General features: G+C 61.6%; 15 protein-coding genes. 9 read left to right on the top strand and 6 right to left on the bottom strand.

All coding sequences use genetic code 11. The annotated features are described in order from the left end of the window. Positions 1–275: 275 nt before the first annotated feature. From clpX to AC56QQ_RS20940, 3 genes are all read left to right on the top strand, one after another. Complete coding sequence (gene clpX / locus AC56QQ_RS20950; RefSeq protein ID WP_023759839.1) at positions 276–1,550, top strand: ATP-dependent Clp protease ATP-binding subunit ClpX; 1,275 nt, start codon at positions 276–278, stop codon at positions 1,548–1,550. A 306-nt stretch (positions 1,551–1,856) separates the two neighbouring features. Then, positions 1,857–4,268 carry an endopeptidase La gene (gene lon / locus AC56QQ_RS20945; protein ID WP_497123212.1) on the top strand — a complete coding sequence of 804 codons (2,412 nt, stop codon included), beginning with the start codon at positions 1,857–1,859 and terminating at the stop codon, positions 4,266–4,268. Between the two features lie 196 nt (positions 4,269–4,464). Continuing rightward, complete coding sequence (locus tag AC56QQ_RS20940; RefSeq protein ID WP_023798342.1) at positions 4,465–4,737, top strand: HU family DNA-binding protein; 273 nt, start codon at positions 4,465–4,467, stop codon at positions 4,735–4,737. Positions 4,738–4,825: 88 nt separating this feature from the next. Here the strand turns inward: AC56QQ_RS20940 and AC56QQ_RS20935 are convergent, their stop codons facing one another. Continuing rightward, positions 4,826–5,848 carry an aldo/keto reductase gene (locus tag AC56QQ_RS20935; RefSeq protein ID WP_497123211.1) on the bottom strand — a complete coding sequence of 341 codons (1,023 nt, stop codon included), beginning with the start codon at positions 5,846–5,848 and terminating at the stop codon, positions 4,826–4,828. A 164-nt stretch (positions 5,849–6,012) separates the two neighbouring features. On the opposite strand from AC56QQ_RS20935, the gene AC56QQ_RS20930 reads away from it, so the two are divergent. Both AC56QQ_RS20930 and AC56QQ_RS20925 read left to right on the top strand, forming a co-directional pair. After that, on the top strand, positions 6,013–6,579 hold the full coding sequence (locus AC56QQ_RS20930; RefSeq protein WP_497123210.1) for an SIS domain-containing protein: 567 nt from the start codon (positions 6,013–6,015) through the stop codon (positions 6,577–6,579). Positions 6,580–6,582: 3 nt separating this feature from the next. Further along, the gene (locus tag AC56QQ_RS20925; protein WP_497123209.1) at positions 6,583–7,326 is read left to right on the top strand and encodes a creatininase family protein; all 744 of its coding nucleotides are present in this window, start codon (positions 6,583–6,585) and stop codon (positions 7,324–7,326) included. Here the strand turns inward: AC56QQ_RS20925 and AC56QQ_RS20920 are convergent. From AC56QQ_RS20920 to AC56QQ_RS20905, 4 genes are all read right to left on the bottom strand, one after another. Then, entirely contained in the window at positions 7,323–7,637 is a 315-nt protein-coding gene (locus AC56QQ_RS20920) for a hypothetical protein (RefSeq protein WP_497123208.1), read from the bottom strand. The genes AC56QQ_RS20925 and AC56QQ_RS20920 overlap by 4 nt on opposite strands. Beyond that, a complete protein-coding gene (locus AC56QQ_RS20915) occupies positions 7,634–8,551 on the bottom strand; it encodes a carbohydrate ABC transporter permease (RefSeq protein ID WP_091578215.1) in 918 nt (305 codons plus the stop codon). The genes AC56QQ_RS20920 and AC56QQ_RS20915 overlap by 4 nt, the downstream gene beginning before the upstream one ends. A gap of 12 nt (positions 8,552–8,563) precedes the next feature. Next, complete coding sequence (locus AC56QQ_RS20910; protein WP_497123207.1) at positions 8,564–9,685, bottom strand: carbohydrate ABC transporter permease; 1,122 nt, start codon at positions 9,683–9,685, stop codon at positions 8,564–8,566. 96 nt (positions 9,686–9,781) lie between these two features. Continuing rightward, positions 9,782–11,446 (bottom strand): ABC transporter substrate-binding protein, encoded by a 1,665-nt coding sequence (locus AC56QQ_RS20905; protein WP_497123206.1) that lies wholly within the window; start codon positions 11,444–11,446, stop codon positions 9,782–9,784. Positions 11,447–11,734: 288 nt separating this feature from the next. Here AC56QQ_RS20905 and AC56QQ_RS20900 point away from each other — a divergent pair, with 288 nt between their 5' ends. The 4 genes from AC56QQ_RS20900 (at position 11,735) to AC56QQ_RS20885 (ending at position 15,030) form a co-directional block, all read left to right on the top strand. Beyond that, positions 11,735–12,793, top strand: a complete 1,059-nt coding sequence (locus AC56QQ_RS20900) for an ABC transporter ATP-binding protein (protein WP_497123205.1) — start codon at positions 11,735–11,737, stop codon at positions 12,791–12,793. Positions 12,794–12,820: 27 nt separating this feature from the next. Beyond that, the gene (locus AC56QQ_RS20895) at positions 12,821–13,273 is read left to right on the top strand and encodes an RbsD/FucU family protein (protein WP_489860979.1); all 453 of its coding nucleotides are present in this window, start codon (positions 12,821–12,823) and stop codon (positions 13,271–13,273) included. Positions 13,274–13,277: 4 nt separating this feature from the next. Further along, a complete protein-coding gene (gene rbsK / locus AC56QQ_RS20890) occupies positions 13,278–14,207 on the top strand; it encodes a ribokinase (protein WP_497123204.1) in 930 nt (309 codons plus the stop codon). 76 nt (positions 14,208–14,283) lie between these two features. Beyond that, positions 14,284–15,030, top strand: coding sequence for a hypothetical protein (locus tag AC56QQ_RS20885; protein ID WP_497123203.1), 747 nt, complete (start codon positions 14,284–14,286; stop codon positions 15,028–15,030). 243 nt (positions 15,031–15,273) lie between these two features. On the opposite strand, the gene AC56QQ_RS20880 is transcribed toward AC56QQ_RS20885, so the two are convergent. After that, positions 15,274–15,447 carry a hypothetical protein gene (locus AC56QQ_RS20880; protein WP_497123202.1) on the bottom strand — a complete coding sequence of 58 codons (174 nt, stop codon included), beginning with the start codon at positions 15,445–15,447 and terminating at the stop codon, positions 15,274–15,276. Between the last annotated feature and the right edge of the window lie 129 nt (positions 15,448–15,576).

Here is a 15,576-nt window from a genome sequence, read left to right as displayed (position 1 = left end):
GGCACCATCACGCGCTTTTGGCGCGTGTTGCGGCATTTCGGCCACAATTGGCTGTTCCCTCGGCGGACAGGATTGCCTACGTTAAGGCTATGTTGAGTTTCGACGGCTTAGCTTTAGGCGGGGTTGTCGCGAATCATTGCCACGTTTTCTGATTTGTGTTTCGTACGGAATGCGTTGCGGGAGCCGGGATACTGGCGGCGGCGGATTCCCGCGATAGATAGAGTATGCGCCCTTTCAGCCAGACCATCGGCGGGCGGCCATGAAAGGACATGAAAATGAGCAAGGTCGGCAACAACAGCGGCGATTCCAAGAACACGCTTTATTGCTCGTTTTGCGGCAAAAGCCAGCACGAAGTGCGCAAGCTGATCGCCGGTCCGACGGTCTTCATCTGCGACGAGTGCGTCGAGCTCTGCATGGACATCATCCGCGAGGAGAACAAGACCTCGATGGTGAAGTCGCGCGAGGGCGTGCCGACACCGCAGGAGATCCTCAAGGTTCTCGACGACTATGTCATCGGCCAGCCCTACGCCAAGCGCGTGCTGTCGGTGGCGGTTCACAACCACTACAAGCGCCTCGCGCATGCCGGCAAGAACAACGATGTCGAACTGGCGAAGTCGAACATCCTGCTGATCGGCCCGACGGGTTGCGGCAAGACGCTGCTCGCGCAGACACTGGCCCGCATCATCGACGTGCCGTTCACCATGGCGGACGCGACGACGCTGACCGAAGCCGGTTATGTCGGCGAGGATGTCGAAAACATCATCCTGAAGCTGTTGCAGTCGGCCGACTACAATGTCGAACGGGCCCAGCGCGGCATCGTCTACATCGACGAAATCGACAAGATTTCGCGCAAGTCCGACAATCCCTCGATCACCCGCGACGTGTCGGGCGAGGGCGTGCAGCAGGCGCTGTTGAAGATCATGGAAGGCACGGTCGCCTCCGTGCCGCCGCAGGGCGGCAGGAAGCATCCGCAGCAGGAGTTCCTGCAGGTGGACACCGCCAACATCCTGTTCATCTGCGGTGGCGCCTTCGCTGGCCTGGACAAGATCATTTCGGATCGCGGCAGAAAAACCTCGATTGGCTTCGGCGCCATCGTCGCTTCGCCCGAGGATCGCCGCACCGGCGATGTTTTCCGCCTGGTTGAGCCCGAGGATCTGCTGAAATTCGGTCTTATTCCTGAATTTGTCGGCCGTTTGCCTGTTCTGGCGACCCTTGAGGACCTTGACGAGCCGGCGCTGATCCAGATTCTGACCGAACCGAAGAATGCGCTGGTCAAGCAGTATCAGCGGCTGTTCGAGATGGAGAATGTCGACCTGACATTCCATGAGAATGCCTTGTCGGCGATCGCCAAGCGCGCCATCGAGCGCAAGACCGGCGCGCGTGGCCTGCGCTCGATCATGGAAGCGATCCTGCTCGACACGATGTTCGAACTTCCGGCGCTCGAAGGCGTGCGCGAAGTGGTTATTTCGGAAGAGGTGGTGACCGGCAGCGCCAGGCCGCTCTACATCTACTCCGAGCAGAAGGAAAAGAAGGGCAATGTCAGCGCCTGACATGAGCCTGCAGCGGAATTTTGAAACGGCGCCGCAAGGCGCCGTTTTGCTGTTATGCAGGGTTTCGCGGCTGCGCGCGGTTTTGCCGTCGCAAATGTGTCACTTGCGGGCAAGTTGGAGGGCCGGATTTGTACCTGCCCCTTGATCTTTGTGGGTCGTGCATCCAACTAAACGGAGAAGGCCGAGGTGCCCGATTTCTGTGCTATAAAACTCCCGTCACAAACGGTGGTAGGCGGAACGATCCCCGGTCGTTAATATGAGATTCGCGGTTGGCCGACTGGCGATCGCGACATGAAAGGTTGGACAATGGCCAAAATATCCAAGGCTCCCAGCGACGGCGTCTTCGCAGTCCTCCCGTTGCGCGACATCGTGGTGTTCCCGCATATGATCGTTCCGCTCTTCGTCGGGCGTGAGAAGTCGATCAAGGCGCTGGAAGAGGTGATGGGTCAGGAAAAGCAGATCCTGCTCGCCACCCAGATGAATGCCGCTGACGACGATCCCGAGCCCGATGCCATCTTTGACATCGGCACGCTCGCCAATGTGCTGCAATTGCTGAAGCTGCCCGACGGCACCGTCAAGGTCTTGGTCGAGGGAGCCACGCGCGCGAAAATCGTTTCGTTCACCGACCGCCCCGATTTCCACGAGGCCCGCGCCACGGCGCTGGTCGAGCCGGATGAGGAAGAGGTCGAGGTCGAGGCGCTGGCCCGTTCCGTCGTCACCGACTTCGAGAATTACGTTAAGCTGAACAAGAAAATCTCGCCTGAAGTGGTGGGTGCCGCCAGCCAGATAGACGACTATTCCAAGCTCGCCGACACGGTTGCCTCGCATCTCGCCATCAAGATCCCTGAAAAGCAGGAGATGCTGGCCACGCTCTCGGTCAAGGAGCGGCTGGAAAAGGCTATGGGCTTCATGGAAGCCGAAATCTCCGTCCTGCAGGTGGAGAAGCGCATCCGCTCGCGCGTCAAGCGCCAGATGGAGAAGACACAGCGCGAGTACTACCTCAACGAGCAGATGAAGGCGATCCAGAAGGAGCTCGGCGAAGGCGAGGACGGCCGCGACGAGGCCGCAGAGATCGAGGCGCGCATCAAGAAGACCAAGCTCTCCAAGGAGGCTCGCGAAAAGGCGGAAGCCGAATTGAAGAAGCTGCGGACGATGTCGCCGATGTCGGCTGAATCGACCGTCGTGCGCAATTATCTCGACTGGATCCTGTCCATCCCGTGGGGCAAGAACTCCAAGGTCAAGCAGGACTTGGCCTTCGCGCAGAACGTGCTCGACACCGATCATTTCGGCCTCGACAAGGTCAAGGACCGCATTGTCGAGTACCTTGCCGTGCAAAGCCGCCAGAAGAAGCTGAAGGGGCCGATCCTGTGCCTCGTCGGTCCTCCCGGCGTCGGCAAGACCTCGCTCGGCAAGTCGATCGCCAAGGCGACGGGTCGCGAATTCATCCGCATGGCGCTGGGCGGCGTGCGTGACGAAGCCGAGATCCGCGGCCACCGGCGCACCTATATCGGCTCGATGCCCGGCAAGGTCATCCAGTCGATGAAGAAGGCGAAGAAGTCCAACCCGCTCTTCCTGCTCGACGAGATCGACAAGATGGGCCAGGATTTCCGTGGCGATCCGTCGTCGGCGCTGCTTGAGGTGCTCGATCCGGAACAGAACTCGACGTTCATGGACCACTACCTCGAGGTCGAATACGACCTGTCGAGCGTGATGTTCGTGACGACGGCGAATACGCTGAACATCCCCGCGCCCTTGATGGACCGCATGGAGATCATCCGTATCGCCGGCTACACCGAGGACGAGAAGATCGAAATCGCCAAGCGGCACCTGATGCCGAAGGTGGTCCGCGATCACGCGCTGCAGCCGAAGGAATTCTCCGTCGGCGAGGACGCGATCCGCGCCATCATCCAGACCTACACCCGTGAAGCGGGCGTCAGAAGTCTGGAGCGCGAGCTGATGAAGCTCGGGCGCAAGGCGGTGACCGAGATCCTGAAGACGAAGAAGAAGACGGTGAACATCACGGCGGCGAACCTCGCCGATTACCTCGGTGTTCCGCGCTTCCGCTTCGGTCAGGTCGAGGCTGACGATCAGGTCGGTGTCGTTACCGGGCTCGCCTGGACGGAAGTCGGCGGCGAATTGCTGACGGTGGAAGGCGTCATGATGCCCGGCAAGGGCCGCATGACGGTGACCGGCAACCTGCGCGACGTGATGAAGGAATCGATTTCGGCGGCGGCCTCTTATGTCCGCTCGCGCGCCATCGATTTCGGCATCGAGCCGCCGCTCTTCGACAAGCGCGACATCCACGTCCACGTGCCGGAGGGTGCCACGCCCAAGGACGGACCGTCGGCTGGCGTGGCGATGGCGACGGCGATCGTCTCCGTGCTGACCGGCATTCCGGTCAAGGCCGATGTCGCCATGACCGGCGAGATCACGCTGCGCGGCAGGGTGCTGCCGATCGGCGGCCTCAAGGAAAAGCTGCTTGCCGCATTGCGCGGCGGCATCAAGAAGGTGCTGATCCCGGAAGACAACGCCAAGGATCTGGCGGAGATTCCGGACAACGTGAAGAACGGCATGGAAATCATTCCGGTCGCACGGGTCGGTGAGGTGTTGCGCCATGCGCTGGTGCGTATGCCGGAGCCGATCGAATGGGTCGAACCGGTCAATCCGCCGGCCACAACGGACAGCGCGGACGATGCCAGCAAGACGCTCGCGCATTAGTTAAAGCTAAAGTTGCAGCGCACAAACAGAGAGCCGGGCTTCATGCCCGGCTTTTTCATGTGAAAAACCCCGGAATTCCGGGCTTTTTCCGCTTTTTTCCGGGCTTTTCGACTTGGTTGCGGGAACGCTTCTTTCTAAAGTCCGTTTCCTGCCGGATGAGTCGTTAGTTCCGGTGTTCTCATGGAAGGGAATTTTTATGAACAAGAACGAACTGGTGTCCGCTGTCGCCGACGCCGCGAGCATTTCGAAGGGTGACGCGCAGTCGGCGGTCGATGCGGTATTTTCCGTGATCACCGGCGAACTGAAGAAGGGCGGCGATGTCCGGCTTGTCGGCTTTGGCAATTTCACCGTGTCAAAGCGTGCGGCTTCGACCGGCCGCAATCCGCAGACCGGTGCCGAAGTGCAGATCCCGGCACGCACCGTGCCGAAGTTCTCGGCCGGCAAGGGCCTCAAGGACGCAGTCAACTAAGCGTTTCTTTTCTTTTCAGAGACCAGAAAAGCCGGGCTTGCCCGGCTTTTCATTTTTATGCCCCACGGCAACGCGAACGGTCGTCGGCTTATGCGGTCGGCGCCTCAGGGCGCATCAAGCCTTCCTGCTTGAGATCGGCCCAAAGCGCTGCCGGCAGCTTCGCGTCGAGCAGCGAGCGGTTGCTCTCGACTTCGCTCGGTCGCTGGCCACCGGGGATCACCGAGACGACCGACGGATGCAGCAACGGGAATTGCAGCGCCGCCTCGATCAGCCGCACGCCGTGGCGCTTGCAGACGGCCTCGATACGCGCCACGCGGTCAAGCACGTCCTGTGGCGCTTCGGTGTAGTTATAGTAGGCGCCCGGTTTCGGGCCCGTTGCCAGGATGCCGGAATTGTAAGGTCCGCCGAGAACGATGCCGATGCCGCGCGCCCGGCAAAGCGGCAGGAAGGATGTCAGCGCCTCCTGCTCCAGCAGCGTATAACGCCCGGCAAGCAGGAAGAGATCGAAATCGCCACGCTCGGCCAGCGTCTGACAGACCTGCCACTCATTGATGCCGCCACCGAACGCCTTGATGACGCCCTGGTCGCGCAGGGACAGCAGCCCGTAATAGCCCGAGCGCATGAACTCCTCGATGCGTTGGTCGGACGCTTCCTTGCTGCCATGGGTGAAGATGTCGACATCATGGACGAAAAGGATGTCGATCCGATCGACGCCAAGCCGCTCCAATGAGGCCTCGAACGAGCGCATGACACCATCATAGCTGTAGTCGTACATCTCGCGGCGCGACGGCGTGTCGAAAAACTTGCCGATACCGGTGCGCTCTTCCGGTGGACAGGCGCGCATGATGCGGCCGACCTTGCTCGACAACACATAGTCGTCGCGCTTCTTGGAGCGCAGGAAGGGGTTGAGCCGCGTTTCCGACAGGCCGAGCCCGTAGAGCGGCGCGGTGTCGTAGTAGCGGCAGCCGGTCGCCCAGGCGGCCTCCAGCGTGGCATTGGCGTCCTCGTCCGAGACCGCACGGTAGAGGTTGCCGAGCGGCGCCGTGCCGAAGCCGAGCTCGGTGAAGCTGATGCCGCCATTGCCGATGCGGTCGAAATGCCGTGTCTTCATGTCCTGCGGTTTTCCTGGGTTGATTTGTCTGACATGACACTATCATGCCCGTGGCCCGGCAAAAGCGTCGCGGAGCGTTGGACACGCATTTTCGCCGTTGCTAGCATGAACGAAATCAAGCTGTTCGTAGGAAAATCCGGGATGATTTCGAGGGCGGGTTTGTGGTGAGCGAGCAGAGCGAAAACCTCTTCAGCACCGCGCTCGGCGAACTCGGCGGCGTGTTGGCTCGCATCGACGGCAGCCGCATCGACGCGGCTTGCAAGATGCTGGCCGACGCCAGGCAGATCGTCGTCTATGGCTGCGGCCGCGAGGCCTTGCAGGTCAAGGGTTTTGCCATGCGGCTCTACCATCTTGGCGTGCCGGTCTCCGTGGTCGGCGACATGACCACGCCACCCCTGGGGTCGGGCGATGTCTTCCTGGCCAGTTCCGGGCCCGGCGAGACCTCGACCGTGCTGACCTTGATGCGGGTCGCTCACGGTGCCGGCGCAACCAACCTCCTGCTGACCGCCCAGGCCGGGAGCAGCGCCGCAAGACAGGCCGATTTCACGCTGCTCATCCCGGCGCAGACCATGGCCGACGACCAGGGTTCGCGGAAGACATCGGTGCTGCCGATGGGCTCGGTGTTCGAAGGCGCACTGTTCCTGCTGTTCGAGGTGATGGTGCTGAAGCTCAGGGATCTGACCGCTGCGACACCGGAAGCCATGCGCGCCCGCCACACCAACATGGAATAGATCATGCGCTACGAACTGATGCTGCCACACCAGATCCGCAAGGCGATCGCCGAGAACTGGCCGGTGGCACTGCCGCTGGGCGTGCTCGAATACCACGGCGAGCACATGGCCGTCGGCATGGATACGCTGGCCGTCGTCAAGACGCTGGAACTGCTCGAGAAGGAGAGGGACATCGTCATCCTGCCGCCCTTCTACTACGGCGCGGCGAGCTATGCGGTGGCGCCGCCGGAAGGCACTGGCTCGGTGCAGGTCGGTGGCAATGCGCTGGCTCCGTTCGCGGAGGAGCTGTTCTACAGCCTGCTGCGCATCGGTTTTCGCAACATCCACGCCATCATCCACCACCAGACCGAGAATTTCGCCGCCGGCATGCCGACCGATCTCGCCTTCAAGACCGCCGGCCGCCAGGCGATCTTCCGCTTCCTCGAGAAGCAGCGCGGCGAGGGCTGGTGGGGTTCGGAGGCGATGGCCGACTACTATTCCGGACACGCTGCGGGTGAAAACTTCTTCAACTGGGTGCAGGTGCATCCGCTGATGCCGGCGGCAATGAACGGCAAGTACCCGTTCGACCATGCCGGCGTTGGCGAGACGTCATTGATGCTGGCGCTATGCCCCGAAGCTGTCGATGCCGCCCACTTCGCCGACAATACGGGCTGGTACACGGCGAGCGCCAAGGAGGCATCGGCTGAGCTTGGAGAAGAGGGCGTCGCCATGATCATGGATCACCTGCGCACGATCCTGAGGGCCTAACCGCTGATTTTCTGCCGCTCTGCCCGGTAGTCGGCGATCGACTTGTCCGGATCGCTTTTCGTTGCCACGGCCCAAATGAACGTGCCGCCGCCGGCAATGGCAAGGATGGCAAAGAGCGCGATGCCAAGTGGAAACAGCTTGGTGTGGAGCATGATCAAGAGCATGGAGAGGCCGCCTGCCACCATCGCCAGTACAAAGCCGGCGATGACGGCTTGGCCTTGCCAGGCGACGGGCATGACGCCCTTGCCGTAGCGGTCGTAACCCTGGTGGCCCGCGCGGATGTTGCGCGCGAACCAGTATCCGGTCGTCACTTCACCGCCCCGGCAGTCATGCCCATGATCAGATAGCGTTCCAGCGCGATGCCGATGACCGCCAGCGGCGCTATCGCCGCGGTGGCCAGCGCTGCCATCGACCACCAGTTGATGCCTTGCGAGCCGGTCTGGCTCGCCACCATGACGGGAATTGTCTTTGCGTCGGTCGAAGTCAGAAGTGCGGCGAAGAAGTACTCGTTCCAGCACAGCACCATCGCCAGGATGAAGGCGGCGACCATGCCCGGCAACGCGATCGGCATGACGATGCGCAGGAACGCCCCCCAGATCGACAGCCCGTCGACCAGTGCCGCTTCCTCAAGCTCGACCGGGATCGAGTTGAACTGGTCGCGCATGATCCAGATGACGATCGGCAGCACCATCAGCGTGTAGAGCAGGATCAGCCCGATGCGCGTGTCAAGCAGGCCGACCTCCCGGTAGAGCACCAGGAAAGGCAGCGCGAGCACCACCGGCGGCAGGATCAGCTGCGACAGGAAGAAGAACGAGATGTCCTCGTTCTTGAACCAGGCGAAGCGGTAGCGATAGCGGGTGAGCCCGTAGGCCGCCAGGCTGCCGATGACGATGGCGAGGCTGGACGCGCCGACCGAGGTGATGACCGAGTTCATGAAGCGCTTGAAGAACTCATCGCGCACCGTGGAGGTCTGGAAGATCGAATCCGGCGACAGGCCGAGCGAACGCCAGCCCTTCCAGTCCGGCTGGAAGTCGACGAAGGGGATCAGGTGACCCTGGGTGACATCGACCGCCGATTTGAACGAGGTGGTTAGCGTCCAGTAGATCGGGAAGAGGCAGATGAAGGCCCAGAACACCAGCGCGCCGTAGATGAAGACGCGGCTGGTGATGAAGCTCGCCGGAGAGCGGATTTCGGAAACGGTGTATTCGGTGGTTTGAACGCTCATGATTCCCACCGCTCAGTTGACGTTGCGCACGAAGCGGTTGGCGAATTTCAGCAGCCAGGTCACGAACACGATGATGATGACCAGATAGGCCATCGCCAGCATGGTGCCGTAGCCGACATTCGAGCGGTCGCGGTATTCGCGGTAGATGAAACTGGAGACGGAATCGGTAGCGCCACCGGGCCCGCCCGAGGTCACCGTGATGATGATGTCGGCCAGCTTCAGCTTGAAGATGATGCGCAGGATGACCGCCGTTACCGACACCGGCAGCATCAGCGGAAAGGTGACCTGCCAGAAGGTCTGCCACGCATTGGCGCCGTCGACCCGTGCCGCTTCGAGGATCTCACGCGACATCGCCTGCAAGCCGGCGAGCAGCATGATCATCATGAACGGAATGAACGTCCAGGCATCCAGCACCATGATCGAGATGCGGGCGATGATCGGATCCGAGAAGAAGGCCGGGTTTTCCCAGCCGAGATGGCGCGCCAGTGTTGCCGCTGGCCCGAAGCGGTATTCCATCAGCGATTTGCCGACCATCCACGACACCGCGACCGGTGACAGCATCAGCGGCATCAGGAAGACGACGCGGAAGAACTTTCGCGCGCGGATCTGCGCGTTGAGCAGCAGCGCAAGGCCGAAGGCGATGACATATTCGACCAGCACGGCGAGCACATAGAGCACCATGTTGAACAGCGCGTTGCGATAGTAGGGATCGCCCAGCATCTGCCAGAAATTGTCGAGCCCGTTGAACCTGCGGCCGCTGAAGGAGCTGAGGTTCCAGTCGGTGAGCGCGATGTAGAAGCCGAACAGCGTCGGGAAGATCACCATGGCGATGGTGAACAGCAGTGCCGGCAGCAGGAACAGCGCGCGCTGGCCGTCTTCCCCTCGTGTCAGCACCTGGCCGATGCCGATTGCCACGCCCCACAGCACATAGGCGTAGACGACCGGGCGCCAAGTCTCGAAGCCGATCGTGTCGACCTCGCTCTTGTAAAGGATCTGGACAAGGATCGTTGCCAGCAGGCCGAGCGTAGCAGCAGCCATCAACGCCCAGCCCAGCCGTCTGCGGGCCGGTGAAATCAGGTCGTAAGGGGCGGCGTCTGCCGGCCACTGGCTCGCGGTCGAAGTCTGATCAGCCACAAATCTCGCCCATTCAGGGGCTCCGCGATGAGACGGAGCCGGTCAGTTGTGGTCCGGCGGCCTTTGCCGCCGGACCACGGGTTCACATAAACCAGCCTACATGCCGAGCGAAGCCTTGTAGAGCTTGACCTGCTTTTCACGGCCGATCTGGTCGGTCAGCTTCTCCCAGGCCGCGGCAATTGCGTCGGCGCCTTCCTGCGCTTTCATCTTGCCCGCGAAGGTGTTGGCCAGAATGTCCTCGGCGGCGCTGTAATACTGGAAGATGCCGGGGATGCGCGGCTCGATCGCCGCGTTCGGATGGTTGTAGGAGTCGCCTTCCGACTTGAGGTATGAGGTGATGAAAGCTTCATCGTAGCCTGCCGCCACCCATTCCGGAACGTCGAAATGGGAATTGCGGTAGGGCTGGAAGCCTGACGGATACATCGCCGTCCAGATCGACAAGTCCTTGCCGCCGAGATGTGCGGCGGCGGACCAGGCCGCCTTCTTCTTCTTCTCGTCGGCATCGACACGGGCCATCACATAGACGCCCCAGCCGAGATAGGCGCAGTTCGGCGCGTAGTTCGGCCCGCTGGCGAGCTTGTCCCACTTGCCGGTCTTGGAATTGTAGACATCGTCGGAGCCGGGCAGGATCGAGAAGCCGGTGACATCGCCAATGACCGAGGAATCGTTGGTCTTGACGTTGGAGCCGATGTCGCCCCACCAGGGGATCATCGAACCGGTGCCGGCCAGAAACTGCTGGAAGCCGGTGGTGTTCGGGTCAGCGTTGATCTGGTCCGCCGGTTCGGAAGGCAAGGCGTCGATGACGTCCTGGATTGCCCGCACCCAGGCCGGGTTGTTGATGCGCGGCTTCATCGTGTCGGCGTCGAACAGCCAGGCCTTGTCATCGGGATGCTTGGCATAGGCGCTGGCGCGGCTGCCAAGGAAGTAGAAGCCGAATCCGCCCCAGGGCTTGGGCGCATCGAGATAGCCGTAGACGTCCTGGTCCTTGAACTTCTTGCCCTTGAGGAATTTGGTGACCGCCTGGACCTGTTGCCGGGTCTTCGGCACGCCCCACTCGCCTTCTCCGCCGCCATCCTTCCACTGTTTGGCGAGATCGGCGTCGGCGAACACGTCGGTGCGGTAGTTGAAATTGTGCGCGTCGCCGTCAATGGTCACGCGATACTGCTTGCCGTCCCAGGTGCCGACCGGAGGCTTGAGATAGTTGACCAGATCGTCGAAATCGATCTGCTTCTTGACCCAGTCGGGCATTTCCGACGTAAGACCCTTGCCGCAGACATCGCCTTCGAACGGCGCGCCCATCTCGATGATGTCGAAATCGACGGTGCCGGTGGCGATCGATTGCTGCAGCCGGGCGTTGTAGTCGGCTTGCGCCAGGTCGATCCAGCTGATCTTGGCGCCGGTATAGGCTTCCCATGGCTTCAGGAAGCCGCGGAACAGCACATTGTGCAGGTTCTGGTTGTTGAGGCCCATGAAGGTCAGCTCGACGCCGGCGAATTCACCTTCCTTGACGTTGGCCTTGGTTGCTTCCGTGCAAAGCTCGCCGACCTTCTGGAAGTCGGCGTCGGTCGGCTGACCCTTGCCGACACCGGGGATCTGCAGGATTTTCGTGCGAAGCTCGCTGGCGGCGGAGGCCGGACGCGTCAACGCGCCAAGTCCGGCGCCGGATGCGGCTGCGATGGCGGCCATGCTGGCCGCGCCCTTCAAGATGTCGCGCCTTGTGGCGCCGGCACGGGCCAGCTTTTCGTAAAGGTCTGTTCTCATGGACTATTCCTCCCAGAATATCAGTGTGAATGGATGTGGTCATTGTCGGACGCTGGAGCACCAGCGATTTTCCCGGCTCGGAAACGAATTACGCAGGACCCCACCCTGCATCGATTGATGTTCCGATTGCGGATCGGCCACCGACTTTGGACCAGCACCCACCACTATTCTCACAACCAACTGCCGTGTCAACGAGGACAGGTTTTTATCTATAAGAGACCGACTTGCCCTGACCGGTCGCGTTGGTTAGCTTCTGCGCCTACGGCCAATGGAGCCGATGGGGGAGACATGGCGCAAGTCGCAATCAGCAAGGTGGCCAAGGCGTTCGGAACCGTCAAGGTTCTGCACGAGGTCAGCGTCGACATTGCCGACGGACAGTTCGTCGTGCTGGTCGGTCCCTCCGGCTGCGGCAAGTCCACGTTGCTGAGAATGGTGGCCGGGCTGGAGACCGTTTCCGGCGGCACGATCTCCATTGGCGACCGCGTCGTCAATCATCTGCCGCCGGCCAAGCGCGACATCGCCATGGTGTTCCAGAACTATGCGCTCTATCCGCACAAGACGGTCGAGCAGAACATGGCCTTTGCCCTAAAACTGCGCAAAACCGATCCGGCCGAGGTCGCCGAGCGGGTCAAGCGCGCCGCCGACATCCTCGACCTCAATCCCTATCTGAAACGCTATCCCCGGCAGCTCTCCGGTGGCCAGCGCCAGCGCGTGGCGATGGGGCGCGCCATCGTGCGCAATCCGCAGGTGTTCCTGTTCGACGAGCCGCTGTCCAATCTCGACGCCAAGCTGCGCGTGCAGATGCGCACGGAGATCAAGGAACTGCACCAGCGGCTGAAGACCACCACCATCTACGTCACGCACGATCAGATCGAAGCCATGACCATGGCCGACAAGATCGTCGTCATGCGCGACGGCCGCATCGAGCAAGTCGGCGCGCCGCTGGAACTGTTTGACCGGCCTGCCAATCTTTTCGTCGCAGGCTTCATCGGCTCGCCGTCGATGAACCTGCTCAAGGGCGTCATGCGCAAAGGCGCCAAGCCCGGCGTCGAAATATCAGGCACATTGTTCCCGATTGCCGCGGACAATGCCGGGCGGGACGGGCAGGCCGTGGTCTATGGCGTGCGTCCGGAGCATCTGGAAATCCATCCCGACGGCGTGCCGGCGAAGATTTCGGTGGTCGAGCCGACCGGCTCGGAAACGCTGGTGTTCCTCCGCTTTGGTGAGGGCGAGATGGTGGCGCTGTTCCGTGAGCGTCACGACTTCAAGCCCGGCGACACGCTCAAGCTCAAGCCAAGGCTCGACCAGATCCATCTTTTCGACGCCGAGACCGGCAAGCGTCTCTGATCTCAAACGGACTTCACGAGGAATACCATGCTCAAAGGCATCAATCCGCTGCTCAATGCCGACGTGCTCCAGGCATTGCGAGCGATGGGCCACGGCGATGACCTGATCATCGCCGACACCAACTTTCCGTCCGATTCGGTGGCGAAGCAGACCGTGCACGGCAAGCTTCTGCGCATCGACGCGCCGGCCGCCGAGGTGGTCAGGGCCGTGCTATCGCTCTATCCGCTGGACACCTTCGTCAATGACTCTGCCGCACGGATGGAAATCGTCGGCAAGCCGGACGAGATCCCGCCGGTGCAGAAGGAAGTGCAAAAGGAGATCGACAAGGCCGAAGGCAAGGCCTGGCCGATGATTTCCGTCGAGCGCTACGCCTTCTACGAGCGCGCCAAGCAGGCCTATTGCGTGATCCAGACCGGGGAACGCCGCTTCTATGGCTGCTTTGCCTTCCGCAAGGGCGTCGTGCCGCCGGATGCGGAGTAGCAGCATGGCCTCCGGCAAGCCCGTCGTCATCCTGGGCGTCTTTGTCGCCGACACTGCATATCGCGCCGAGCGCCAGCCGCGCATGGGCGAAACGATCCTCGGCAACTCCTTCAAGCTCGGCCCTGGTGGCAAGGGGTCGAACCAGGCGGTCGCCGCCGGCAAGCTCGGCGCCGACACCACGTTCCTGACAAGGCTCGGCGTCGATGCCTTCGCCGACATGGCAAAGCGGACTCGGCAGGATGCCGGCGTCAAGAGCGCCGTCATCGACACGCCCGACAGTTACACGGGAGCGGCCTACATCTTCGTCGAGGAGACGACCGGCAACAACGCCATCATCGTCAGCCCCGGAGCGGCCATGCTGATCTCACCGGCCGATATCGAGGCCAATGCCGAGCTGATCCGTGCCGCCGGCGTCTTTGTCACCCAGCTCGAGCAGCCGATCGATGCCGCGATGCGAGCACTGGAGATCGCGCGTGGGGCAGGGGTGACGACCATCCTCAATCCGGCCCCTGCGGCAAAGCTTCCCGACCGGATCTACACGCTGTGCGACTATCTCACGCCGAACGAGACCGAGGCCGAGGAATTGACCGGACTAAAGGTCTCCTCGGTCGACGACGCGCGCCGCGCCGCGGACAAGCTGCTCGAAAAGGGCGTCGGCACGGTCATCGTCACGCTGGGTGACAAGGGCGCGCTTCTGCACACGAAGGATCGCTCCGACCATGTCCCCGCCATAAGCGCGGGGCCGGTCGTCGAGACCACCGGGGCGGGGGACGCCTTCAATGGCGGCCTCGCCGCAGCACTTTCGCGAGGGGTTGAGCCGTTGCAGGCGGTGCGCTTCGCCTGCGCTGTCGCCGGCATTTCCGTGACCCGCCCCGGCACCGCGCCGTCGATGCCGACGCTGCAGGAGGTCGAGGCGCTGCTCGGCAAGAGCTGAGCTGGGCCACCTGGTATCACGCCTGTCAGCACAGCCCTTGGCCAACACCACACCATCATCGAGAAATGCGGGTGACTTGACCGTCGATTTCGAAACCAACTGCTACGAGAACGACTGGCCGATCGTGCTCGGAAGACATTATCTGCGCGTCGTACTGGACCGCTGCGCCTATCCGTTTTCCAGACGCCGCCTGATCATCAACAATGTCAGGAAGCGTCGTCCGGTCGAAGCCGCGGCGAAGGCGGCAATCGCCCGCGGCCATCTCGACGAGTATTTATTCGTTGAAGATCACGCCGATGCTGCGTTGGATTTCTTCCAGATCGACAGGACGTCCCTTGGCCGTGGCTACCTGTATTCGATCAGTGAACTGGTCGGCATCCACGCCAGCACAGCCGACTATCTGCTTTATTACAAGGGCGACTCATACCCGAACCATCGTCACCGGTGGATCGACCCCGCCATCCAGCTCATGGAAGGCAGGAACGATCTTGTCGTCGCGAATCTGTGCTGGAACGACAGGTTTGACGAAGCGAGATCGGAGAGTTTCGACCGGGCGGGCGAGTTCCTTGTCGGTTACGGTTTCTCGGATCAGTGCTTTCTGGCAAAGATGTCCGTGTTTCGTGCGCCCATCTACAATGAGCTGAATCCCGCATCCGCGCGATATCCGGACTATGCCGGTGATTCGTTCGAAAAGCGGGCCGATGCCTACATGCGCAATCACGAGGCGAAACGCCTGACGCATGGCAGTCAGAGCTACACGCATAAGAATGTCCCGAAAGGCGGAATGGCGAGAATTCTGCGGCGGCTCAGACCGTTCGCGTAGAGAACCTCTGCGCGGCCCTGGCAGGATGGCGCGAGTGGCGGGCTCGATTCAAAAGCGGGTTTGCAGACCGATCCATGAATGCTCGAACTCAGATCCGGAAAGACCTGAGCTGCTCACGAAAGAAGACGTTTTTGACACTTAACGTCGACATTTCTCCGAAGCCAAGGGCTTGTTATCCCTTGAGAGAAATGGCGCGAACGACAGGGCTCGGACTCGCGACCTCCGGCGTGACCTCATACGGATCTAGGCCCCCTTCGGGTTCAATATCCGGGCCTCTCGCAAAAGCGATGTCCAATTGTGCGGCCCAAGGAGGGCGATGAGCTCTCGGGCCTGGGCATCGGTGATGTCGGTTTCGTTGACCAAACGGCGAGCAATGCCGTCCGTCGCACCCAGTGGCGTCCGCTGCTCTTCACTCATTGTCGGATGTCCCTTCCGTGCGACCCCAACGGGTCGCGACACGCAATGGTTCCTGCCTCGAACAAGGTATTGTTTGCCTTTCAACGGCAACGTGAGCATTTTAGATACGCCGGTCTCAAGCGCAATTTA

It is taken from the genome of Mesorhizobium sp. RCAM 05099 (genome assembly GCF_059683685.1).
The sequence above is the reverse complement of the archived record's forward strand: the minus strand, read 5'-3'. Positions and strand labels throughout refer to the sequence as shown.

Coding starts and splice junctions, on each gene's coding strand:
- clpX (WP_023759839.1), top strand. CDS start 276: ATGAGCAAGGTCGGCAACAACAGCGGCGATTCCAAGAACACGCTTTAT.
- lon (WP_497123212.1), top strand. CDS start 1,857: ATGGCCAAAATATCCAAGGCTCCCAGCGACGGCGTCTTCGCAGTCCTC.
- AC56QQ_RS20940 (WP_023798342.1), top strand. CDS start 4,465: ATGAACAAGAACGAACTGGTGTCCGCTGTCGCCGACGCCGCGAGCATT.
- AC56QQ_RS20935 (WP_497123211.1), bottom strand. CDS start 5,848: ATGAAGACACGGCATTTCGACCGCATCGGCAATGGCGGCATCAGCTTC.
- AC56QQ_RS20925 (WP_497123209.1), top strand. CDS start 6,583: ATGCGCTACGAACTGATGCTGCCACACCAGATCCGCAAGGCGATCGCC.
- AC56QQ_RS20915 (WP_091578215.1), bottom strand. CDS start 8,551: ATGAGCGTTCAAACCACCGAATACACCGTTTCCGAAATCCGCTCTCCG.
- AC56QQ_RS20905 (WP_497123206.1), bottom strand. CDS start 11,446: ATGAGAACAGACCTTTACGAAAAGCTGGCCCGTGCCGGCGCCACAAGG.
- AC56QQ_RS20900 (WP_497123205.1), top strand. CDS start 11,735: ATGGCGCAAGTCGCAATCAGCAAGGTGGCCAAGGCGTTCGGAACCGTC.
- AC56QQ_RS20895 (WP_489860979.1), top strand. CDS start 12,821: ATGCTCAAAGGCATCAATCCGCTGCTCAATGCCGACGTGCTCCAGGCA.
- rbsK (WP_497123204.1), top strand. CDS start 13,278: ATGGCCTCCGGCAAGCCCGTCGTCATCCTGGGCGTCTTTGTCGCCGAC.
- AC56QQ_RS20880 (WP_497123202.1), bottom strand. CDS start 15,447: ATGAGTGAAGAGCAGCGGACGCCACTGGGTGCGACGGACGGCATTGCT.